The organism is Marinomonas algicola (genome assembly GCF_014805825.1).
GTDB classification, from domain to species: Bacteria; Pseudomonadota; Gammaproteobacteria; order Pseudomonadales; family Marinomonadaceae; genus Marinomonas; species Marinomonas algicola.
In genome coordinates this window covers 2,013,205-2,036,181 of the sequence record NZ_CP061941.1, presented here as the reverse complement: position 1 = coordinate 2,036,181, position 22,977 = coordinate 2,013,205, and the positions used below count along the sequence as shown (strand labels likewise).

Sequence of the window (22,977 nt, the reverse complement as noted above, 5' to 3'; positions counted from 1 at the left end):
GATGACGACAACAGGTAATCAATCCAAATTCATAGACATTAGCCAGTCATTAAGACCGAGTATTCCTGTCTGGCCAGGGGATACCCAATATCATGCACAATCCACATGGCATATAGATGAACAGTGCCCTGTTAATGTGTCTTTGTTTCAATGTTCAACACATACTGGCTCCCATGCAGACGCTCCGTTTCATTATGATCCAGAAGGACTGGCTATTTCAGATGTGTCAGTCGACACTTACATTGGCCCATGTCAGCTCATTGATTTGTCCAATTGTGTCTTTAACAATAAGACCATTGATTTATCGGTTTGCCAGCATCTAATTGATGTGAGTCAACCCGTTATAGAAAGAGTGTTATTTAAAACCTATCAGGCCTTCCCAGCCGAAACTTGGGATGATGACTTCATCAGCCTACATTTCGAGGTGATAGAGTGGCTAGCGTCTTACGGCTGTCGTTTAGTCGGGATAGACAGCCCCTCTTTAGATCATCAGACCTCCAAAACATTAGATGCGCACAATGCCATTAAGCGTCACAACATGGCCATTTTAGAAGGTCTCGTTTTTGATGAAGTGTCTGCCGGTGAATATCAACTTATTGCTCCACCACTTAAGCTTGCAGGCCTCGACTCTTCTCCGGTTCGAGCCCTACTGCAATCCCTTTAAACAGCTATTTCGTAAGGAGTCACAATATGCCTTTTAACTCAACGCCTTTATCTATTCCTACCCATGCAGAACTGAACGAAGCTTACTTTGTCGAATGCGATAAACAAGACTCACTAGCCAGTTTTCGCGGACAATTTGAATTAGCCGATGGCTTAATTTACCTCAATGGCAACTCTTTGGGTGTATTGCCCACGGCGGCTAAGACCCGTATGCAAGAAGTGATTTCCACTGAATGGGGAACCGGTTTGATACGCAGCTGGAACACTCACAGCTGGATTAATTTGCCTCAACGAATTGGGGGTAAACTCGCGAAAATTGTTGGCGCTAAGGAACACGAAGTCATTGTCTGTGACTCAACTTCGATAAATTTATTTAAATTGGCTGCAGCGGCCATCAAACTCAACCCAGGTCGCACGAAAATAGTCACAGAGCCAGGTAATTTCCCCACCGATCTTTATATCTTAAACGGTGTAAAAAACTTCATTGGTCAACAAATCGAGATTGTCACCGTACCAAGCCATGAGATCACTCAACACATAGATTCAGACACGGCTTTAGTCTGCCTAACCCATGTGCATTACAAATCTGGCACCATGCTGGACATGGCTGCCATAACCAAAGCGGCACACGATCAAGGTGCATTAATGATGTGGGACTTAAGCCACAGTACTGGAGCCGTTCCTGTTGATTTAAATAAAGCACACGCAGATCTTGCTGTTGGCTGTGGTTATAAGTATTTAAATGGCGGCCCCGGCGCTCCTGCTTTTTTGTACGTTGCAGAGCAACACATAGAAAAGCTACAGCAACCATTAACAGGGTGGTTCGGCCATGCAAATGCTTTTGCCATGAGTGACGATTATGAGGCGGCATCGGGAATCGAAAAAACACTTTGCGGAACAACGCCTGTCATTGCCGCATCGGCTTTAGAAGTGGGTGTTGATATAATGTGTCAGGTGGACTTTGCTCAATTGAGAGAAAAGTCGCTTTCGTTGAGCGAACACTTTATAAAACTGATGGAACCCTTGTGCGAAAAGTATGGCTTTGAACTGGCCACGCCATTAGAGCCTAGCCAACGAGGCAGTCAGGTCTCTTACAAACACTCAGAGGGTTACGCTATTATGCAAGCACTTATTCATCAGAATATTATTGGTGACTTTAGAGCACCAGAAATCCTCCGCTTTGGTTTTGCCCCACTTTACGTGCAATTTATCGATTTATGGAATACGGTGCAGGCATTAGATACTATTATGCGAAATGAAACATGGAATCGACCTGAATTTAAAACAAGAAGCAAAGTAACGTAAAGTAACCGTTTTCTTGATAAACTTGAAAAACAATTCTCACTTGAGTAATGATAAAGGAAAATATTATGGTAACTGGCATTATTTTAATTAACACCGAGCGTTCAAAAACGAATGATGTAGCGAAAGCTTTGATTGATACCCATGGTATTACGGAAGTGTTCTCTGTCGGTGGGCGCTTTGATTTAGTTGCATTGTGTCGTGTTAATACTAATGATCAATTAGCCGATTTAGTCAATGTTGCTATGGCTAATAATCAAAATATTGTTAAAACAGAAACATTAATTGCCTTTCAAGCGTTTTCTAAACACGATTTAGAAGCAATGTTCTCAATTGGTAACTAATCTTATTGTGTCTAGTTCTTATGTTCGTTCTTGATCATTGGAACTAGACAGTCTGTGTATCATACATTGAGCTAATTTGTTTGTTGCCGATCCATCTTCCTCATCTTTACGCATAAAAATGAACCAATCAATATAAAACCCCTCTCCGATGGATTTGTAGACTAAATTCGACTGTTTAAGGTAAGTTTCAAAGGTCCATTTAGGCAAAATACTGATGCCCTTACCTGATTTAATAAATTCGATAATCATGTCTGACCGACCGACTCGGATCACTCTTTCAGGAAAACTGTTATTTGGACTGAAGACCTGCTCATACTCACGATGGTATTCAGGCGTTGTGGTGTCAGTAATGTAAATTTGATCGTGAAAGTCGGTTACCTCAATCGTATGTTTTTGAAAAAAAGGGTGATTAGGTAAAAACACAACAACTAATTCATCTTTAAATAACAAATGACTCTTAAAAGCCGCTTGTGGTTTAGCACCTGACACTAAACATAAGTCAATTTTACCATTGCGTAAACAATATAAAGGGTCTGGGCTGAGCTCGGTAACCAACTCAAATTCAGCCGCCGGCACTTGCTCTGTAAAATATTGAAACAGATTCGGCAGCCAGTCACTTCCTACTCTATGATCAATTCCAAGTCGTACAGTCTCCTCTATTCCTGCTGAGTACTTAGCAATATCGAATTCTGCTTTTTCCATTTCACTTAAAATAACATTAGCTGAATGCAGTAGCCTCTCACCAGCCGTCGTGGGAACCAGCTTTTTATTGCGTCTTATAAACAATGGGGTACTCAATAAACGTTCCGCTTCACGTATACGATGACTTAACGCTGATTGGGTAATTGTCAACATGGTTGCGGCATCAGAGACGTTACCTGTTTGCGCAATCATTTGAATCATTTGTAGATGACGCATTCCAATTTTAGGGGCCAAAGTCTACTCCTAAGGGTCACTTATTTTAATGTGGTTTAATCAAATTATGTTTTCACGTGATTCGGCAGAAATATCTTTTGAGGCGAAATAAGATTAGAAATGTGTCATAGGTAAAACTTCATCTAGCTATGGCACATTTACTATGGGCAATGGATATTATTGAAAATCCATGTAAGTAGTGCCTTTATGTTGAAATATTTTCAATATAGGTGACGTAGTGCATTCTTCACAATTAAAATGAATTAACATCCCTTGCCTTCTTGGACTTGGGTTATCCGTCATATTTGCGTCGGTCATCGATTTATTGTCTTTAATCTGAGCATGCAACCCCGTACGCGCATCTTCATGTCTTTCATAAACATCAACAATTTTTTGATGCAAATGACTTGAGCCGCAGTTAGGACATTGTAGCTCACTGCCAAAGTTTTCTTCACGACTTCCAAATTTAAGCGCCATTAGATTTCTCCATAGTTTATTGTTATTTTTAAATAAAATGCCATATCTCAATGGCAGTAGCAATAAAAATAACGCCTAACGGAAACAAAAAAGCTCCGATAATACGGAGCTTTTTCTTTACAAAGTCGACCTAAATATGAGCTGGCACAATGGGCGTTTTACAGTGCACATCGGCATTTTGCGCCCGATCTCTCATAACATGGTCGATTAGGGTTAACGCCAACATTGCTTCCGCAATAGGTGTGGCGCGAATCCCGACACAAGGATCATGACGACCTTTAGTGATAACATCAATCGATTCACCTTTTCGATTAATGCTTTTACCAGGGATGGTAATGCTTGAGGTAGGCTTAAGAGCCATATGCACAACAATATCTTGACCAGAAGATAAACCACCAAGTACGCCACCCGCATGGTTACTTAAAAAGCCTTCAGGCGTAATCTCATCACGATGTTGACTGCCTTTTTGCTCAATCACCTCAAAGCCGTCCCCTATCTCAACACCTTTAACCGCATTGATACCCATCATGGCTTTTGCGATGTCAGCATCCAAACGGTCAAAGACGGGCTCGCCTAAACCGGGCATAACATTTTTCGCTACAACGGTAATTTTAGCCCCAACCGAGTCACCCTCTCGGCGTAAAGCCGTCATGTATTGCTCAAGTTCAGGTATTGCATCAGGATCAGGGCTAAAAAAGCTGTTTTCATAGACTTGAGAAAGGTCTTTAATTTCCAGCTTAATTGGACCAAGCTGTGATAAAAAGCCTTGTATTTCAATTCCAAATCGAACTTTTAAATATTTTTTAGCTATGGCTCCAGCCGCAACTCGCATTGCGGTTTCACGAGCTGATGAACGACCGCCACCACGATAATCACGGAAACCGTATTTTTGATCGTATGTATAATCTGCATGTGCAGGACGGAAAGTGTCTTCAATATTGCCATAATCTTTAGAGCGCTGATCTGTGTTTTCAATTAACAAACCAATGGGGGTGCCTGTTGTTTTACCTTCAAACACACCGGATAAAATTTTTACTTGATCTGGTTCACGTCGTTGTGTGGTGTGTTTTGAGGTTCCAGGCTTGCGAAGGTCCAAATCTTTCTGTAAATCCGCTTCGGTTAACTCTAATCCTGGAGGGCAGCCATCTACAATAGCACCTAATGCTAGACCATGACTTTCACCAAATGTAGTTACTGTAAATAAAGTGCCAAATGTATTACCAGACATAGCGTATAGTTACTCTTTTAAAAATGAAATTTTGATAACTGTTCTTTCGTTAAGATGAAAACGCCGTTGCCACCCGCAGGTAATTCAACCCACATAAAAGGGACATCAGGATAATTTTCTTGAAGAGCGACTTCCGTATTGCCGACTTCATAGACGACGATGCCATCATCTGTTAAATAGTTAGCCGCATTAGACAAAAACTTACGGGTAAAATCCAAACCATCGTCGCCAGAGGTAAGTGCCAATCGTGGCTCATTATGAAATTCTTTCGGAGCCGTATGATAATCTTCCGCATCAACATACGGTGGATTACAAATAATCAGATCATATTTTTTCTCGGTAAGATTATCAAACATATCGGATTCAATAATAGTTACTTGTGACTCAACTTGATGGAATATACTATTATCTTTCGCCACTTCTAAGGCCGCAGGACTAATATCAGTCACATCAACTTGAGCATCTTCAAACACCATGGCGGCCACAATCCCAAGACAACCAGAACCTGTACACATATCCAAAATACGTAAAGGATAAGAAGGTAACCATGGGCTAAACTCATTTTCCAGTAAGGCCATTATAGGAGAGCGAGGAATTAATGTGTCATGAGTTACTTTAAAAGGTAAGCCCATAAACCACGCTTCACCTAATAAATAGGGTAAAGGCTCTCTCTTAGAGATACGCAAATGAACCCGCTTTAAGATTCGCTTCTTCTCGTCAGTAGTCAGCGTGCAATCAAGCATAGAACGCTCAAAGTCTAAAGGTAAGTGTAAGCTTCGCAAAACCAAATGCACCGCTTCATCCCAAGCGTTATCCGTACCGTGACCATAAAACAAATCGGCTTTAAGAAAGCGGCTGTAACTCCAGCGAATAAAATCTTTAATGGTTTTTAAATCACGAACGGCGGACTGGTTGACACTCATAGAATTCACTTATTAGAAAAACAAAAAAAAGATTATACCCTGTATTGATACTATTCTGCATCTGATAGCCACTCTATTCTTTCTTCCTAACACCTTGATTCAAGCTATCAATTTTTGCAGAAAGAACATCAATGACTTTTTGCTCATTCACGTTACTCAATTCGGAATTTTGTTGTTTTAAAAGGTCAAAATCCTTTTTAAGCATGGTTAATTCTAACATCAACCGTTTATTTTCATTTTCTATTGCTGAATAACGACTTTCAATCTTTACTAGGTCTACTTCTTTCTGTACTAAATTTAACTGAATTTCTTTTAACTGTTGCTCACATGCACGCAGGCTTTCAGTAGACACTGAGAGCGTGGATAATGTGTCCTCGTATCGTTGTTTCATATATTGAAAATCATTCATGAGCTCATGGGATTTTTTTTCAAATAGGTTTGCTTTTTCTTCTGCGTTAAGCAATTGATCAGCTTGTGTTGCAAGTGATTTAGATAAAGAAAGGTAGCGCCCTTTTACAGCATCAGACTTAAGTTGCTCTGAATGTTCAAATTCTCCCACTTTTTCATCAAGCTGAGACTGTAAAACTTGTACAAATTCACGTTCTATTTTTTTAAAGACGGGGTTTAATGCATTGCCTAAATCACTGAACTTTACCTGCTGACGCTCTTTGTACTGCTCTTCCCATTCAGAAATGCTATTTAGCAAGGTGGTATTGGAACATTTCCTTCCATCACGTTTTTGAAAGTATTCCGCCACCCTAGGGATATTAGGGTAATAGTTTTGCTCTAATAAATCCCAACAAGCTAATAATATTTCTTCGCGTGATATATTTGCCTTACGAGCCATGTGAGTAAAGTCCAAATAAGATAAAAAAAGTAAAAAAAATTCTCTTTTTATCTTATATAATTTTTTAAAAAAGTAAAAGCCTTAAGCATCAAAAGCAATAACACACGCTCGTAAACAAAAGTTTTTGAACATTAACAGCTAGCGCTTTATAAAAGTAATTTTACTTTCACCGTAGGTTTCTAAATCTGAACGGCCTAAATTAATAAATTCAATGTCAGTTTTCAGTCTCTGCCCTAACCCCAGTTTTACTTCATCAATATAGGCTGATGCTTTTTCGAAACTCTCAACAGGACTTCCTGCATCAGCCGTAACGACTGCAAAATAGCGCTCGCCTGCCACTTTATCTTCAATAAATCGTCTTATTTTCGGTATCTCAAGCACAGAGAGTTGTTGTTCAAAGAATGGGTTAATCATAGCGCCTACTATTGGAGACACTTGGTCAATTCGAACCATAACATCACCCGCCCCTCGCCTATTTATATACATGACGTAATAAAGCTGATTATTTTGTAAGACGATTAAAGATTGGTTGTCATCAGCGCCATAGAGACGGTAATCATTAAAAAAATTGTTGGCCCACGCATTACTGCTACCACAACTGCGACTATTGCACTCGAAAATAACATTTGTATCGGCTTGTTTTATTTGGTTGAGATAGAAACGATAAACTTCATCTAAATCACTGCTTCTTGGTACTTTAAAGGTGAAGCGTGTAACTTGGGCATCAACATCAAGCACTTTTTCTGGTGCCCACCCCCGCCCCGCTCTTTGTATTTTCGATAATGGAATGACATAGTTATGATTATTTAAAATGGCGGTGTTTTCAACTTTGGCCTCTCGATACGGCAAAATTGTTGACGCGGCGCTCATTACTGAAAAAAAAGAGGACACCGAAATGATTCCAGTCATCAGCAGTATTGGTATTGTTTTATTCTCATACATACACATCCAACCTTAATATTGAAGCGTGTTCTGTTTATGGTGATCAGTGAATTAATTATGATCGATAAAGTGCTTAATTTCGGCGGCTACGGCATTACTGGTATCAGGCTCAAGGTGAAAATGATGCCCGCCATCTAACCATTTTAGCTTAACCCAAGAAAAACAATTCGATCTAGATGACACTATTTCAGGTTTATCTTTATAAATACCATCATTAGCAATAAGGATAAGAGTAGGGCAAACTATTTTATCAATAAAACTATAAACACTTTCTTCATCCATTCGATAGGGAGATGGAAAGCCTAATTTACCATCATGACGCCAAACCCATTGATCATTGTGTTTTAGCGCCCCTCTTTCAATTAGCTTACTGGAAGCAAAGTAACCTAACTTTGTAAAACCATCCATCCGAGCTAATATCATGTCTTCTTTGGTTTGATAGCGAGTACCATTGTCTTTTTTAAATTTAGACATTCTCTGGATCGCCCTTTGCATGGTCGCCACTCGAGTATGGGACTCTTCTGTAATGGGCCCCATGTTATCCAATACAATTAGCCCTCTAACCTTTTCTGGAGCAAGTGCGGCGACAAGCATGGCAACCGATCCGCCCATACTGTGTCCCACAAGCCAAACGCTTTGTTTTTGTGTATGTAAATATTCAATAACATCAAGAGCATAATCCCAAAGATGGTAGAAAGCACCATCTGGGCGATGATCAGAATACCCATGCCCAGCCAGATCCAACGCGGTTACAGATAGGTTTTCAATTTTTGGCGCCAGCTCAGAAAACGAGGCCGCATTATCAAGCCAACCATGGAGGGCAACAACGCAAACATCATCTGAGTTTTTTTTACGCCACTGCAAACCGGACAATTTTGTATGTTTTAATGAAAATTGAATCTCATTTGGCATAAACGATAACCTTTAAAAGTCTAGACGTTAGGCGAATAAAAGCCATTAAATGAACAGCAATCTGTGACAAATAATTCTCCCGATAAAGAGACTAAAGTACCAGTATTCATTGAAAAATCATTTGGTAGATGCGCATTAGAAAGTAAATCAACCAGTTGATAAGCAAACGGCTGATGGGTGACTAGTAAGACATTTTTTGATTTTAAATTAGACAGCCAAATAGCGACATCTAATGGTCGACCACTTGGAGTAATAAGATCAATGGTTTCAATAGCAATATCTTGTCCTATTTCTCGCAAAAAATGGTCAGCTGTCTGCTGAGCCCTAATATATGGACTAACATAAACGGCATCCAACTTAACGCCTAAGGAGGCAAAATATTTTCCTGTCAGTAGTATCTCATCCACCCCGTTTGGGGTTAATTGACGCAAATTATCATGTTGAAAATCTGAAGATTGCGCACTGCCATGACGTAAAACAAACAGTGACTTAATATTATCAGTCATGATTATTAACCTTAGGCCATGATGTAAACGGGTAAGGTTTTTCTTCTGTTTTAAAGGTAAGAAATGACATCGTTTGAGCAATAAATTCGGTTAGATTGAATTGAAAAGCAACAATTCCTGCTGGTTTATGTTGCGATCCGAAACGGATAATAGTCATAATTAGCACTAAAAAACCGAATACAGAAAGAGACACATTCAGTATTACCCAATACAACAACATGAAAATGAGTCGTATCCAAAAGTTTTGTTGTGTATAACCTGGTTTAGACATTAGAACTCTCCTGCTGAGTTACAAATTCGACATCCCATTTCTGATCACCTGTCATAAGCCCACTGATAAGCGAGTCTAATGTGGCTCCAGAAAATAAAAGTTTATATAAACCTTGGGCCAATGGCATATAAAGATTGTGTTTTTGCGCCTCTTCAACAACCATCTTCAAAGTATTAACACCTTCGGCGACTTCGCCAATATCTGTGATCGCCTGATTTAACTCTTTACCTGAACCAATAGCAAAACCTACACGATAATTACGACTTAAAGGAGAAGAACAAGTTGCAATTAAATCCCCCATTCCAGCTAGACCTAAAAACGTCATGGGGTCGGCCCCAAAATGAACCGCAAATCGGCTCATTTCCGCTAGACTTCGTGTCATTATCATAGCCATTGTATTTTCACCAACTTGTAAGGCTTTTGCTAGGCCACACACTATCGCATAAATATTTTTTAGTGCGCCGGCTAACTCCACACCCGTCATATCAGTACTTTCATAAACCCTAAAGGTAGTCGATTTCAGAAGGGCGATCATTTGTTCTCGCACATCAGCGCTGTCACTTGCTACAACACTTCCTGTTAACTGCCCTGCCGCGATCTCTTTGGCTAAGTTCGGTCCACTGAGTACGCCAATTTTCTGAGTAACACCGTTGCGAGCCAAGACATCACTCATTAATTCAAATCGATTTGGGTTGAACCCTTTCGTTGTACTAATTAACGTTTTTTCAGGTGTTAGCCAAGGACAAATTCGTTTCATGACGTCTTCAAATGATTTTGAAGGAATGGATACTAAAATAATATCACTGTCATAAATGGCTTTTTCTAAATTGGTGGTGGCTAAAAGTTCTCTATGAAGAGGGGAATTTGGTAGATAACGACTGTTTAATCCCGTTAAATTGATTTCTTCTACTTGCTGTTCATTGCGCATCCACTGGCTGACTTGATGACCATTGTGAGCCATGATGTTTGCCAATGCGGTACCAAAACTACCACCACCGAGAACACAAACTGATTTGCTCTTCATGTTTGGATATTCCTTAAATTTTCACTAAATAATGCATTACGAAGAACAACTCACTTCCAAATCTTTTGCCCATTCTGGTGGCCTTAATGACAAATCTTCACATTCCACATGTTCACTAAAAGGCGCCTGTAAAACATAAAGCAATCGACGAAATGGTAGGTAATTACCTTGCTCGGCTTCTTGTATCACTTGTTGGGCAAGGTAGTTCCTTAGAATGAATTTGGGGTTGATTTTTAACATTTCAATCTTCGAATCGTTCCAATCTACTGTTTCTTTTTGTCTTTTATCAACATAGAGGTCAAGCCATTTGGACATAGAGACTCTATCAACTACGTCATCCAATATAATAGAGTAATCAGATGGACTTGCCATATTAGAAAGTGCACGAAAGAATAAGGTGTAGTCTAGTGATTCTTTTTTTAATAAGACATAGAGTTTTCTAACAAAATCAACGTCATAACTTTCATCAGATTCATCAACAAGCGTTAAGCCAAGTTTTTTGTAAGTTAACAAGCGGTATTGCCTCATCAACTCAGGTTCATAATGACCAAGAACTTCAATCAACTCATCCTTAGAAAGGTGATGTGAAAACGCTCTCATTAAACAATTCAAATTCCATAAACCCACACTCGGCTGGTTTTCGAGAGTATAGCGACCTTCATGATCTGAATGGTTGGCAATCCACCTCGGGTCATAATTTTCCATAAATCCATATGGCCCATAATCGATTGTTTCCCCTAAAATAGACATATTGTCTGTATTCATAACCCCATGTTGAAAACCAACGGACTGCCAATGGGCAATCATTCGCGCCGTAGATTCAACAATCTCGATAAGCATACATTTGATAGGGTTATCGCCGGCACGGCAATGGGGAAAGTACTGATCGATTGTGTAATCAATCAAGATTTGAAGCGATTCCATTTGCTTACGGTAATAAAAAAACTCAAAGTGACCAAATCTGATGTGTGTTTTTGCTGTGCGTAAAAGCATGGCTCCTGGCTCTGGCCTTTCTCGGTAAACAGCCTGATTACTGTCAAAAAGACAAAGAGATCGGGACGATGGAATGCCTAATGCCGTCATGGCTTCTGCCGCAAGATATTCCCGTATGCAAGAGCGTAAAACAGCTCGACCATCGCCTCGTCTTGAGTAAGGCGTTAAACCGGCCCCTTTTAAGTGTAAATCAACGAGTCCGTTTTCGGTCTCAATTTCACCGAGCAAAATGCCACGACCATCCCCTAATTGTGGCGAGAAGCCACCGAACTGATGACCTGCATAAACCATACTTAAACTAAGTGGATCATGAAATTTCCCACTAAGAAGAGATTTTAATGCTTTATCCTTGATGTCTATGCCAAGCTCATCAGCAAGTTGATGGTTGAATTCAACAAGGCGCTGCTCTAGTAAAGGTTGAACTTGGGTAAAGCTATAAAAAGACTCACCAAGTTGTGAAAAAACATGTTTTATCATGTCAGCCTCCAATCAATGAGTCTTCCTTTATTTTTTTATGAAATAAAGAGAATTTATTGTTATTTAGTTTCTAATTCGATGTACTCACAACGAATTTTTTCACCAACAACTTTTTCAATCTCTGGCACTAAGAACGCATCATCTTCACTGGCAAAACTTACAGAGCGACCAAGCTCTCCTCCGCGTCCAGTACGTCCGATTCGGTGAACGTAATCTTCCGGGTCTTCAGGAAGAGAATAGTTCACTACCAATTCAATATTATCAACATGAATTCCTCGCCCCGCAACATCCGTTGCAACCAACACCTGAATTTTGCCATTTTTAAAACCATTTAGGGTTTTAACCCGCTTATCTTGTGCCACTTCACCAGACAGCATGGCGCAATTAATGTTCACTTCTTTTAGGCGTTCATATAAATCACGTGTTTCATCACGGCGATTGGCAAATATTATGGTTCTTTCACCGGGCTTTTCTAACAACAGCTGGTGAAGCACATCCCATTTTTGGTCCGCCTCAACGGTGTAAATTACCTGATCGATATTTTTATTTGTCGTTTCAAGAGGAACCACAGAAACTTCTTTAGGAACATAAGTCCATTGAGTCGCCAAGGCTTGAATGTCTTTTGGAAAAGTGGCACTAAACAACATGGTTTGGCGCTTTTCTTTGTGCGGTGTCATTCTGATAATGCTTTTTACATCTGGTATAAAGCCCATAGACAACATTCTATCTGCTTCATCAAGCACCAAAGCTTCTACTTTATTCAACATTACTTTTTTACTACGCGCAAAATCGAGTAATCGGCCTGGAGTTGCGACGACTATATCAACACGCTCTGTATCAAGCTGTTGCTTTTGCTTCTCATAACTTAAGCCGCCAACCAGAGAGATAACATTTAAATCAGAGTTTGAGGTCAGCTTTTCCGCATCTTCCGCGATTTGTAAAGCCAACTCGCGCGTTGGTGCAATGATTAAGCCACGAGCGAAACGGTCTCCTCTTTCCTCTTCAACAGGATAATCAAGGAAGTCGGAAATCATCGCAATCAAAAACGCCGCTGTTTTACCCGTTCCAGTTTGTGCTTGTCCGATAATGTCATAACCTTGAAGTGTATGTGGCAACGTGGCCGCTTGGATCTCACTGCAATATTCAAACTTCATTTCAGAGATGGACTTTAGAACTCGATCGGGTAAATTTAAATCGTGAAATCTCAACTTCCCTTCCACTGGCTCAACCTGAAAATCCTCAATAGACCAAGCTTTTGTATTAGTTTGATTTGATTCAGTGGATTTTGTCGGTTTTTTACTTGGTTTTGAATAAGTTCTACGGCTTCTTTTTGGCTTTGATGGGGTATCTACTGTTTGTTTTTCCATTTGGAATCTATTTGCTTCTTTATAAATGATTTGAATAACTTGATTTGGTATAAGTGTACCTAAATGACGTAGATTTAGACACCTTTAACCCACTTTAAACGTAAATTGACAATCCAATTGTTTATTCCACTGACAAGCGATATGGAGGTAAACTATTAATTAATTGTTGCCCGTATCGTTTTGATACCAATCTTCGATCTAGAATACATACTTTACCTTCATCTTTTTCACTACGCAGTAAACGACCCGTTGCTTGCACAAGCCTCAATGAAGCATCAGGTATAGTGATTTCCATAAACGGATTACCGCCTCTTTTTTGAATCCACTCAGCCAATGTGGCGTCAACTGGGTCATCGGGTACTGAAAATGGAATTTTTGCGATAACCACATGGGTCAAATATTTACCTGGCAAATCAACCCCTTCAGCAAAACTCGCTAATCCCATTAACAAACTCCCCTTACCCGCATCAATGCTCTTCTTATGGGATTCAAGAATAATACGCTTTGATTGTTCACCTTGAACCAGCATGATAGCTTGTAATTTCGCTCCAAGACGTAAGGATACTTCCTCCATTTGTTTTCTTGAAGAAAATAGGACCAAGCTAGCACCATCTTGGTTAATACTATCATTTAAATATTCAACAATAGCCGTCGTATGTTGCTCTACTTGTGTTGGCTCACAGGTCATTTTTGGAATTATGAGCTGACCTTTATTAGGAAAATCAAAAGGGCTTAGTACTCTTAAATATTCGCTTTCATAAGGCACACCACTTCTCATATTAAATCGATGAAACGTATTTAATGCCGTTAATGTGGCCGACGTCACTACGGCAGCATAGCATTTTTCCCAAAGCTGTTGTCGTAACGTATGAGCCGCTAAGATGGGAGACCCACCAAGCTCTATATCTTGTTCCATTCCACTGCCTGATAAACTCAACCATCGAGCATTCGGGGGATACGTTAAATCATCCTGAAGGGAAAAAAGCTGCCAAAGCCCTTTTGCTTGTTCTAAACGCGCAAGAACAACACCCAAGATAGATAACCAAGTATCGGCCACTTCTTGAGTCAGACCCATTCCTTCATTTTGCTTTACTTTTTTACACTCGTCCTGAATGCTTTCAATGCTATTAAATAATTTTTGAAAACCAGTTTGAAGACTGTAAGCTAATTGTCTCAATTCTTCAGGTATAACACCAAATTCAAATCGATAAACAGTGTTGTCGCTGTCTAGGTTTTTTTCTGCAATAAATGGCGCAAGTCCTTGTTGGGCGTATTGAATAAAATTAACCAGAGTTTGAATCTGCTGCGGTATTTTCAATAAAATCTGACCCGTTAAGCTGATTTCATCAGTCAATTCTTGTTTAAGATTCACCAAGTTCTTTTCAAGCTGTCTCAGCCACTGAATACTCTGTTGCAAACGCAGCTCATGACGGAAGTGATTTATGGCTTTTTCTGGAAGATGATGGCCTTCATCAAACACATATATAGTCTCACTTGGGTCCGTTAAAATAGCGCCACCTCCCAATGATAAATCGGCTAACACTAAGTCATGGTTAGCGACGATGACATCGGCGGTTTCAATTTCAGCCCTAGCTTTATAAAATGGGCAAGCTGAAAAGTTTGCGCAATTACGATTTGTGCATTGTTGATGATCTGTGGTCACCCTTCTCCAATCCTCATCTCGTAAAATACCCTCCCAATTATCTTTATCACCGTTCCAGTCACCGGATTTAATGTGTTCGTCCATTTCCTGATAGAGAACCGAGTTAACATCACCAGATTGAAGGTGTTGTTCAAATAGACCCGCGAACATGTCATCCATAACTTGGTTTTCGGCATCTAAAAAACTTTCAAGCTGGTTCAAGCACAAGTATCGACCTCTTCCTTTCGCTAAGGTGTAACTAAAGTTGTATTCCGTATGCTTTAACAGGTCTGGCAGCTCTTTATGGAGAATTTGTTCCTGCAGCGCTACGGTCGCTGTAGAAATAATTAATTTTTTCTCATTTGATTTAGCAATAGGAATGGCCGATAAACAGTAAGAAAGGGTTTTACCTGTTCCTGTCCCAGCCTCGACGACAGCGACATGCTTTTCACCCAAGCGCTCACCTTCTGAGCCCTGCATAATGTTGCCCAAAGTACGCGCGATCGTCGCAATCATTTGCTTCTGACCTAAGCGCGGCTTATGACCTTTGGCGGCCAACGATGCCCTGTAGGCAGCATGTATTTTTGACTTTAATTCATCTGATAGCATTATTTAATTGAGAACATCTTTAAAAGCTGTATATAATAACAGTAACTGTACAAACAACCAGATGCCTTATGATTAAATTAACAAAAAGACAATCCGAAGTAATGGACATGATACGCGAATTTATTTCTGTAAATGGCTTTCCGCCAACGCGAGCAGAAATAGCGAGGCATTTGGGATTTAAATCTCCTAATGCCGCCGAGGAGCATCTTAAAGCATTATGCAAAAAAGGTGCTATCGAAATTTTACCTGGTGCGTCTCGAGGATTGCGTTTGATAGAAGAAAGTCCAGAAGCCCCTCCTTCGGAGCTCGGATTACCTATTATAGGTAAAGTGGCCGCTGGCTACCCAATATTAGCTCAAGAGAATGTTTCTTCTTATGTTCAAATCCCTCCTGAGATGTTTTACCCCAAAGCAGATTATTTTTTATCCGTTACAGGGATGAGCATGAAAGACATCGGTATTTTAGATGGTGATTTAATTGCCGTACATAAAACAGAATCTGTGAAAAATGGTCAAGTCGTTGTTGCTAGAATTGATGATGAAGTTACCGTAAAACGCTTCGAGCAAGAGGGAAAAATTGTCCACCTGATCGCAGAAAATGAAGAGTTTAACGACATACATGTTGATTTAGAAAGTACTGAATTTGCTATTGAGGGGATTTCAGTCGGCGTTATCAGGCAAAATATATAAGTTCCATCAAGCTATACGTTTCATTATTGCCCTTCATAAATAGGTATTTGTGAAGGGCAAGCAGGAATACTAATGCAGAGTTGAAGGCACGCTCAAATTCGTCTCAAACTCATCGAGCATATCTTGATCGTCTTCAGGCATGTCACTAAAGTCTTCAGAGTAGACAAAATCAATTCCAGCATGAAACATACATTTTGCAAGGTCGAAATACCGGTTCTGCAAAAAAGCCTTGGTATCATCGGAAATAGTTAACACAGCTAACGGCTCTGAAGTTTCATTTTCCTCTGTATTTACTGGGCGCAATACAATATCACCGTTATCTAATTCAACAATTTCTAAATAAGCTTCATTCATTCTTAATACTCTGCGGACTCTTCTCTATATCTCAATACGAGATCAGATATTGACTTTAAATAGAATGTTATCGAACTTTCTAAGCTTTGACTACTCACTATAACATTACTTGAAACAACGGTTGGCGACTTAGAATGACACTCTAAAGCGACATTATAGTCTTTTTCCATCAAGGTAAGCCAACTAATGGGGTCGGATGATAAAGCATTTAGCTCCTGTAATACAGGAATTGACATACCTTTTTCTTTTGCCGCACCCAAAAGAACACAAAGATCCGCTTCTTTTTTTAACGAATAATTTGCACAAACTTCTTGCAACAAACCGTTTAACGCACTCTTGAGATGAAAAAGAGCAGAGTACTCATACGCTCTTTCCATCCAAAACTCAGCCGCTTCATTTTTCATATTTAAGAAGCGACGTGCAACATCTAACCTTTGATTTGTCACACTCGCTTCACTTGGGTTGCTCATTTCGTTTTTTTACCCTCTTCAATCACCCACTTATTACCCACATAAAACGCTTTCCAACCAGTAGGCTTACCATTCTCTTCTGTCATAACGTATTGTTCTTTTGTTTTACGACTATAACGAATGACCGCTGGGCGGCCTTCTGAGTCGGCAACCGGTGCATCAGAAAAGAAATGATACTTAGAATCAATTTGGTCCATGTAGGGCAAAAGTTCTGCAACAAGCGGCGCTCTTGTTTCTCTCTTTTTAGGAAATTGGCTCGCCGCTAAAAACAGGCCTGTTGCGCCATCTCTTAGAACATAATGATCTTCAACTTTTAGGCAAATCAAATCAGGCATAGGGACCGGATCCATCTTCGGTGGAGCCGCTTCACCGCTCTTCAAGAGCTTGCGAGTATTTTTACATTCTTCATTGGTACAACCAAAATATTTCCCAAAGCGGCCATTTTTTAATTGCATCTCAGATTCGCACTTATCACATTCAAGAACAGGGCCATCATAACCCTTAATTTTAAATGCACCATGCTCTATCTCATAGCCACTACAAGCTGGATTATTACCACAAACATGAAGTTTTCTTTGTTCATCCACCAAATAACTGTCCATTGCTGAGCTACAGATTGAGCAACGACGTTTCGTTATAAGTGCTTTTGACTCAGCTTCCTCATCATAAAGCGCAACCGCTTCTTCCCCGCGCGTTAAATTAATTGTGGCTTTACAACGTTCTTTAGGCGGAAGTACATAACCAGAACAAGACAAGAATACACCGGTACTCGCGGTGCGAATTTGCATCGGCCTAGAACACGTAGGACACTCTATATTGGTTGGTGTTGGCTCATTTGGCATCATACCAGTATCTGGGTCTTCAGCTTTCCTGAGGGTTTCATTGAAACTGGTGTAAAAAGCATTAAGCGCCTTGATCCAATCTTCTCGCCCTTCCGCTATATCATCAAGCTGCTCTTCCATTTGCGCCGTGAAGCTGAAATTCATCAGGGTGTGGAAACTATCGACTAAACGCTCAGTGACAATATCCCCCATTTTTTCGGCGTAAAAACGTCTATTTTCAACACGAGCATAACCACGATCTTGGATAGTAGAAATAATCGATGCATAAGTAGATGGTCGACCAATACCACGCTTTTCCAACTCTTTTACTAAGCTTGCTTCACTAAAACGAGCCGTTGGTTTCGTAAAATGCTGTTCTGGTAATAGATCAACCAAGGTAAGCATTTCACCCGGCTCGATGTCTGGTAAAATACTGTCTTCTGCTTTTTTACCGATGGCGGCCATGACGCGAGTGTAACCATCAAAGCGTAAAATTCTGCCTCGCGCTTTCAACTCATAATCATCCACCAACAAGGTAATCGTGGTTGAGGTGTACTGGGCAGGAGGCATTTGACACGCCATAAACTGATTACGAATTAAATCGTATAGCCTGTGAGCATCTTTATCCATCCCAAGCAGTTCGTTTGATGTTATCGAAACATCTGAAGGACGAATGGCTTCATGCGCCTCTTGAGCCCCCTCTTTGCTCGAATAACGAATCGCTTCTTCAGGAAGATACTCTTTACCAAAATTTTGTAAGATATATTCGCGTAGATTATCAACAGCTTCTGCACTTAAGTTCGTTGAATCTGTACGCATATAGGTAATGTAACCACCTTCATATAAACGCTGAGCAAGCATCATGGTCTTCTTAACACCAAATCCTAATCGTGTGCTTGCAGATTGCTGTAGCGTAGAAGTAATAAAAGGGGCCGATGGCTTACTTGACGTTGGTTTATCCTCACGCTTAGCAACCTTAAATGACGCTTTTTGCAATCTATCAACATGCTCCTGAGACTCTTGCTCACTCGAAGGGCGATACTCACTACCTTTGTATTTTGTTGTCTCAAACGTTAAGGAAGTATTTAAAGGTGTTGTTAACTTTGCGTCTAATTCCCAAAACTCTTCAGGAATAAAGGCTCGGATCTCTTGCTCTCTCTCAACAATCAAGCGTACAGCAACAGATTGAACACGACCCGCTGATAACCCTCGAGCGACTTTGGACCAAAGAAGTGGAGAGACCATAAAGCCAACAACTCGGTCTAAAAAGCGTCTAGCTTGTTGGGCGTTAACTCGATCAATATCCAATTCAGATGGGGATTCAAAAGCCTGGGTAATAGCGTTTTTAGTAATTTCGTTAAAAACAACACGCTTGTAGCGTGAATCATCACCACCAATGGCCTCGCGAAGGTGCCAAGCAATGGCTTCACCCTCCCTATCCAAATCGGTTGCGAGGTAAATAGTGTCAGCATTTTTTGCTAATCGTCTTAATTCGTCAACAACCTTTTCTTTGCCTGGCAATATTTCGTATTTCGCTTCCCAATTGTTCTCAGGATTTACCCCCATACGATTGATAAGTTGCTGGCGAGATTTTTTATGACGATATTCAGCCTTCTCTTCGGCGCTCATTTTACGCGTTAATGCAGCTTGCTTTGCACGCTCTTGAGGGGTAGATGTGGCCGTTTTCCCTGTAGGCAAGTCACGGATATGACCTACACTCGATTTAACGACGTAGTCGCTCCCTAAGTATTTATTGATGGTCTTCGCCTTTGCTGGCGACTCTACGATAACCAGTGATTTTCCCATTGTGCTATATAAGCCTTATATTAGAATGCATCTCCGAATCAATACAATTGCGTAATTTATTCGCTCGGGGCGCTGATATTAAGCAAACCTCTTTTATATAACAAGCTATCACTGTATTGTTTCGCACATTATTATTTGCCAAATTACCTTTTTCTTTTTTAACATACTCAATAAATCATCTAAGGACAATCATGCCGTTACTACAAATTATTACGATTGCCATTTTATTTGTTATTGTTTTGATATCAGTAATCGTTGGCACGCGCGCGCATCAGAAAGAAAGAGAGCTGACTGAGCGCCGCTTCAAACAGCTGCAACTCCTCAATCGAGCCGACCGTGTACAACACCATATAACAGGCCTTAAAAATATCAATACGGACGCTATCGTAACAGATGTGCTGTATGATTTTTACTTTGACACATTGCGCGATCTAATGAATCACAGCGACCATCCTGATGAGATTGAGTTAAGAATTGCCAAAGGAGAACAGGAACGCGATGCCGATTTAGCTCAATTCACAACAACACCGCACTCTTATAGTTTTCAAGAAAAAAGTAAATACAAAGAACGCCTAACAAAGGTGGCTAAATTACTACTTTACATGCGCCGAAAAGGACGCATTAGTCATTCTCACTATAAAGCATGCTATGACTATATCAGATGGTTAAATCTATGGTTGCAACTTAACCGACAACTGGTTCAAGCGAACAACAATTACACCAGTGGAGATATGAGAGTAGCACAGTCTTTGTATAGCGTTATCATGTCTCACTTAAAAGCGACCTCTATAGACCGCCCAGAGAGGCATCAAGCCATTGAATACATCAACAGCCAGATAAAAGCGATTCTTACCCCTCAAGTCGTTGCCATTCAAAACGCAGACAATCCGGAAGAGCTGATTGCCGACTTGGTTTTGGATTTTGACGAAGCATCTGACGACGTGCTTCTTGATGGTAAAACGCAAACACCTAAATAACTTCTTTTAATTCATTGAGCAAAGAAGCCAAAGTTGCAACATCCTCTTTGCTTGCACGTTCTTGCCAAAAACAGGTAATGGAATTTGAGGATACTTCAATACTATCGATGCTCGTACCTATTTGCCTTAAATGGTTAATGGATTGCTCGCTGATTTCAATTGGCTCACTTGACCACCAGCCATCACATACAAGGTCATACTTCCAAATTTCTTTTGGCAATAAACGAATAACGCTTGTTATAGACTTCTTTTCTTTCACTCGATGCAAGCGATAGGCACATGAGTCAATAGATTCTGTAGTTTTATCCCATTTATCTGGTATTTCAACCTTCATTAGCTGTACAGTAAGCTGATATTGTCGGGCCGCCATTCTCAAAGACATTTTTTCCTTGTCTCTTTTTGATGGCATAATCCACATAACTGAACCCATTAAAGATAATGTGATAAATACTAAAATTACGATTGTCATTATTTTCTCAAAATTGAACTAAAATACTATTATGTTATTAACTGGAGGTACTTAACTATGCCCTACAAAAAAATCTTATTAGCGGCTGATCTTACAGATGGTATGAACCAAGTGTCTGATAAAGCCATACAATTATGCAAAGATTCAGGCGCAGAACTCATTTTAATCCATGTTATTGAATCACTTAATTATGCTTATGGAGGCGACGTACCTATAGATATCACTGACATCCAGCAACAATTACACAGTGACGCACAAAGTAAAATGGATCTTTTGATTCAAGAACTTGATATTACACCAATTGATACCTGTATTACACAAGGCGGTATTGAGCATGAAATTCATCGCCTTGCTGAAGAAAAAGGAGCTGACCTAATTGTTGTTGGTAGTCACGGGAGGCATGGACTCGCTTTGTTACTTGGCTCTACAGCAAATGGCGTATTACACGGCGCACCATGCGACGTACTCGCCGTAAGAGTAAAAAACAACAGCTAAAAAATAAGCCGGATGGGCGATTTATTCCCCCTTCCGGCATTATTCGTTTTTTGCATACTGGTATTAACAGCGAGTCCAGCTTGTGCCTTCTCTACTATCAAGCAATTCAATTCCTTGGGATGCCAATTCATCCCTTATTTCATCGCTTCTCGCAAAGTTTTTATCTTTTCTAGCTTGAGCTCGCTCCACAATTAACCCCTCTATATCATCAGAGGAAAGCCCTTCTGTAACAACGCTATTTTGCAAAAAATATTCAGGGTCTTGCTGCAGCAAGCCAAGCAACTCAGACAACACCAATAACTCTTTTGCTAATGCAGTCGAGCCTCTAGGATCATCTACTTTTGCTTTATTGAGTTCACGCACAAGATCGAACAGAACCGATAAGGCAACAGGCGTGTTGAAATCATCATTCATCGCTCTATTAAAGCGTTCCGAAAACTCTGATTTCACATACTCAGATGACACACCCTGGCCCTTTAAGGCATTGTATAACCTTTCCAGACCTACCTTTGACTCAAGCAAGCTCTCTTCGGAATAATCTATAGCACTGCGATACTGACTTGAGACCATTAAAAAACGGACTACTTCAGGATTGTATTTTTCTAAGACATCCCGTACGGTGAAAAAATTGCCTAGTGATTTAGACATCTTTTCATTATTTACACGTACTGGGCCGCAGTGCATCCAAAAGTTAGCAAGCTGTTGCCCTGTAGCGGCTTCAGATTGAGCAATCTCATTTTCATGATGCGGAAATTTTAAGTCTGGCCCACCGCCATGAATATCAAAATGAGGGCCTAAGCAATTAATCGACATGGCAGAGCATTCAATATGCCAACCAGGGCGACCATTACCCCAAGGAGAAGACCAAAAAACATCCCCCTCTTTCACCATTTTCCACAAAACAAAGTCAGCAGGGTGCTCTTTTGCTATTTCAACATCAATACGGGCGCCAGCAAGCATGTCTTCAAGTTTCCGGTTATTAAGTTTACCGTATTCTTTAAAAGCCGATGCTCGGTAATAAACATCACCTGTACTGCCTTGATAAGCAAACTCTTTATCAATAAGAGTTTGAATTAAATCAATAATTTCTTGAATGAACTCAGTGGCTTTTGGTTCTCTATCAGGCATTTTATTGCCTAATTTTAGCTCATCTTCAACTTGAGCCGCGATCATTCGCTGAGTAAGCGACTCTGTTGATTCGTTATTCTCTGCTGCACGCTTGATGATTTTGTCGTCTACATCAGTGATATTTCTTACGTAATTTAACTCGTAGTTAGAATGACGTAAGAAACGCGAAATAATGTCAAACGAAATCATCGCTCTTGCGTGACCTATATGGCAAAAATCATAAACTGTATTGCCACACACATACATACCAACTTTGCCAGGAACAATTGGATGAAATTCTTCTTTCTTACCAGTAAGTGTGTTGTATATTTTAAGCATTAGCTTGT

24 protein-coding genes are annotated in these 22,977 nt (G+C 40.2%); 6 read left to right on the top strand and 18 right to left on the bottom strand.

Features of this window, described 5'->3' with window-relative positions:
• Position 1 precedes the first annotated feature (1 nt).
• From kynB to IEZ33_RS09245, 3 genes are all read left to right on the top strand, one after another.
• Positions 2–664: an arylformamidase gene (gene kynB / locus IEZ33_RS09255; RefSeq protein WP_191603364.1), complete on the top strand. Its 663-nt coding sequence runs from the start codon at positions 2–4 to the stop codon at positions 662–664.
• Between the two features lie 26 nt (positions 665–690).
• Positions 691–1,968 (top strand): kynureninase, encoded by a 1,278-nt coding sequence (gene kynU, locus IEZ33_RS09250; RefSeq protein ID WP_191603363.1) that lies wholly within the window; start codon positions 691–693, stop codon positions 1,966–1,968.
• Between the two features lie 65 nt (positions 1,969–2,033).
• On the top strand, positions 2,034–2,309 hold the full coding sequence (locus IEZ33_RS09245; RefSeq protein ID WP_191603362.1) for an Lrp/AsnC ligand binding domain-containing protein: 276 nt from the start codon (positions 2,034–2,036) through the stop codon (positions 2,307–2,309).
• Between the two features lie 18 nt (positions 2,310–2,327).
• On the opposite strand, the gene IEZ33_RS09240 is transcribed toward IEZ33_RS09245, so the two are convergent.
• The 13 genes from IEZ33_RS09240 to dinG all read right to left on the bottom strand — a co-directional run bounded on the left by IEZ33_RS09240 (position 2,328) and on the right by dinG (position 15,442).
• Positions 2,328–3,245, bottom strand: coding sequence for a LysR family transcriptional regulator (locus tag IEZ33_RS09240; RefSeq protein WP_191603361.1), 918 nt, complete (start codon positions 3,243–3,245; stop codon positions 2,328–2,330).
• Between the two features lie 156 nt (positions 3,246–3,401).
• Positions 3,402–3,701 (bottom strand): hypothetical protein, encoded by a 300-nt coding sequence (locus IEZ33_RS09235; protein ID WP_191603360.1) that lies wholly within the window; start codon positions 3,699–3,701, stop codon positions 3,402–3,404.
• A gap of 130 nt (positions 3,702–3,831) precedes the next feature.
• Positions 3,832–4,929 (bottom strand): chorismate synthase, encoded by a 1,098-nt coding sequence (gene aroC, locus IEZ33_RS09230; protein WP_191603359.1) that lies wholly within the window; start codon positions 4,927–4,929, stop codon positions 3,832–3,834.
• Positions 4,930–4,946: 17 nt separating this feature from the next.
• The gene (gene prmB, locus IEZ33_RS09225) at positions 4,947–5,852 is read right to left on the bottom strand and encodes a 50S ribosomal protein L3 N(5)-glutamine methyltransferase (RefSeq protein ID WP_206696927.1); all 906 of its coding nucleotides are present in this window, start codon (positions 5,850–5,852) and stop codon (positions 4,947–4,949) included.
• A 73-nt stretch (positions 5,853–5,925) separates the two neighbouring features.
• Positions 5,926–6,699: a hypothetical protein gene (locus tag IEZ33_RS09220; protein ID WP_191603357.1), complete on the bottom strand. Its 774-nt coding sequence runs from the start codon at positions 6,697–6,699 to the stop codon at positions 5,926–5,928.
• A gap of 138 nt (positions 6,700–6,837) precedes the next feature.
• Positions 6,838–7,641, bottom strand: coding sequence for a DUF4892 domain-containing protein (locus IEZ33_RS09215; protein WP_191603356.1), 804 nt, complete (start codon positions 7,639–7,641; stop codon positions 6,838–6,840).
• Positions 7,642–7,692: 51 nt separating this feature from the next.
• Positions 7,693–8,553 carry an alpha/beta hydrolase gene (locus tag IEZ33_RS09210; RefSeq protein ID WP_191603355.1) on the bottom strand — a complete coding sequence of 287 codons (861 nt, stop codon included), beginning with the start codon at positions 8,551–8,553 and terminating at the stop codon, positions 7,693–7,695.
• A gap of 20 nt (positions 8,554–8,573) precedes the next feature.
• Positions 8,574–9,059 carry a phosphohistidine phosphatase SixA gene (gene sixA, locus IEZ33_RS09205; RefSeq protein WP_191603354.1) on the bottom strand — a complete coding sequence of 162 codons (486 nt, stop codon included), beginning with the start codon at positions 9,057–9,059 and terminating at the stop codon, positions 8,574–8,576.
• Entirely contained in the window at positions 9,052–9,330 is a 279-nt protein-coding gene (locus IEZ33_RS09200) for a DUF4389 domain-containing protein (RefSeq protein WP_191603353.1), read from the bottom strand. Before IEZ33_RS09200 ends, sixA begins: the two co-directional genes overlap by 8 nt.
• Positions 9,323–10,354, bottom strand: coding sequence for an NAD(P)H-dependent glycerol-3-phosphate dehydrogenase (locus IEZ33_RS09195; RefSeq protein ID WP_191603352.1), 1,032 nt, complete (start codon positions 10,352–10,354; stop codon positions 9,323–9,325). The genes IEZ33_RS09200 and IEZ33_RS09195 overlap by 8 nt, the downstream gene beginning before the upstream one ends.
• Positions 10,355–10,390: 36 nt before the next feature.
• Entirely contained in the window at positions 10,391–11,824 is a 1,434-nt protein-coding gene (locus IEZ33_RS09190) for a protein adenylyltransferase SelO (RefSeq protein ID WP_191603351.1), read from the bottom strand.
• A gap of 59 nt (positions 11,825–11,883) precedes the next feature.
• Positions 11,884–13,191, bottom strand: coding sequence for a DEAD/DEAH box helicase (locus tag IEZ33_RS09185; RefSeq protein WP_191603350.1), 1,308 nt, complete (start codon positions 13,189–13,191; stop codon positions 11,884–11,886).
• A gap of 121 nt (positions 13,192–13,312) precedes the next feature.
• On the bottom strand, positions 13,313–15,442 hold the full coding sequence (dinG, locus tag IEZ33_RS09180) for an ATP-dependent DNA helicase DinG (protein ID WP_191603349.1): 2,130 nt from the start codon (positions 15,440–15,442) through the stop codon (positions 13,313–13,315).
• A gap of 68 nt (positions 15,443–15,510) precedes the next feature.
• On the opposite strand from dinG, the gene lexA reads away from it, so the two are divergent.
• Positions 15,511–16,131: a transcriptional repressor LexA gene (gene lexA / locus IEZ33_RS09175; protein ID WP_191603348.1), complete on the top strand. Its 621-nt coding sequence runs from the start codon at positions 15,511–15,513 to the stop codon at positions 16,129–16,131.
• A 69-nt stretch (positions 16,132–16,200) separates the two neighbouring features.
• Here the strand turns inward: lexA and IEZ33_RS09170 are convergent, their stop codons facing one another.
• Genes IEZ33_RS09170 through topA form a run of 3 tightly spaced genes read right to left on the bottom strand, consistent with a single transcriptional unit; the run spans position 16,201 to position 19,582 of the window.
• Positions 16,201–16,485 (bottom strand): hypothetical protein, encoded by a 285-nt coding sequence (locus IEZ33_RS09170; RefSeq protein ID WP_191603347.1) that lies wholly within the window; start codon positions 16,483–16,485, stop codon positions 16,201–16,203.
• Between the two features lie 2 nt (positions 16,486–16,487).
• Positions 16,488–16,955 carry a DUF6586 family protein gene (locus tag IEZ33_RS09165; RefSeq protein WP_191603346.1) on the bottom strand — a complete coding sequence of 156 codons (468 nt, stop codon included), beginning with the start codon at positions 16,953–16,955 and terminating at the stop codon, positions 16,488–16,490.
• Positions 16,952–19,582: a type I DNA topoisomerase gene (topA, locus tag IEZ33_RS09160; RefSeq protein ID WP_191603345.1), complete on the bottom strand. Its 2,631-nt coding sequence runs from the start codon at positions 19,580–19,582 to the stop codon at positions 16,952–16,954. The genes IEZ33_RS09165 and topA overlap by 4 nt, the downstream gene beginning before the upstream one ends.
• A 191-nt stretch (positions 19,583–19,773) precedes the next feature.
• On the opposite strand from topA, the gene IEZ33_RS09155 reads away from it, so the two are divergent.
• Entirely contained in the window at positions 19,774–20,559 is a 786-nt protein-coding gene (locus tag IEZ33_RS09155) for a DNA topoisomerase I (RefSeq protein WP_191603344.1), read from the top strand.
• On the opposite strand, the gene IEZ33_RS09150 is transcribed toward IEZ33_RS09155, so the two are convergent.
• Complete coding sequence (locus tag IEZ33_RS09150) at positions 20,552–21,028, bottom strand: hypothetical protein (RefSeq protein ID WP_191603343.1); 477 nt, start codon at positions 21,026–21,028, stop codon at positions 20,552–20,554. The genes IEZ33_RS09155 and IEZ33_RS09150 overlap by 8 nt on opposite strands.
• A gap of 57 nt (positions 21,029–21,085) precedes the next feature.
• Between IEZ33_RS09150 and IEZ33_RS09145 the strand changes: the two genes are divergently transcribed.
• Positions 21,086–21,523, top strand: coding sequence for a universal stress protein (locus tag IEZ33_RS09145; RefSeq protein ID WP_191603342.1), 438 nt, complete (start codon positions 21,086–21,088; stop codon positions 21,521–21,523).
• 63 nt (positions 21,524–21,586) lie between these two features.
• Here IEZ33_RS09145 and cysS read toward each other — a convergent pair whose 3' ends face one another.
• Positions 21,587–22,969: a cysteine--tRNA ligase gene (cysS, locus tag IEZ33_RS09140; protein WP_191603341.1), complete on the bottom strand. Its 1,383-nt coding sequence runs from the start codon at positions 22,967–22,969 to the stop codon at positions 21,587–21,589.
• Between the last annotated feature and the right edge of the window lie 8 nt (positions 22,970–22,977).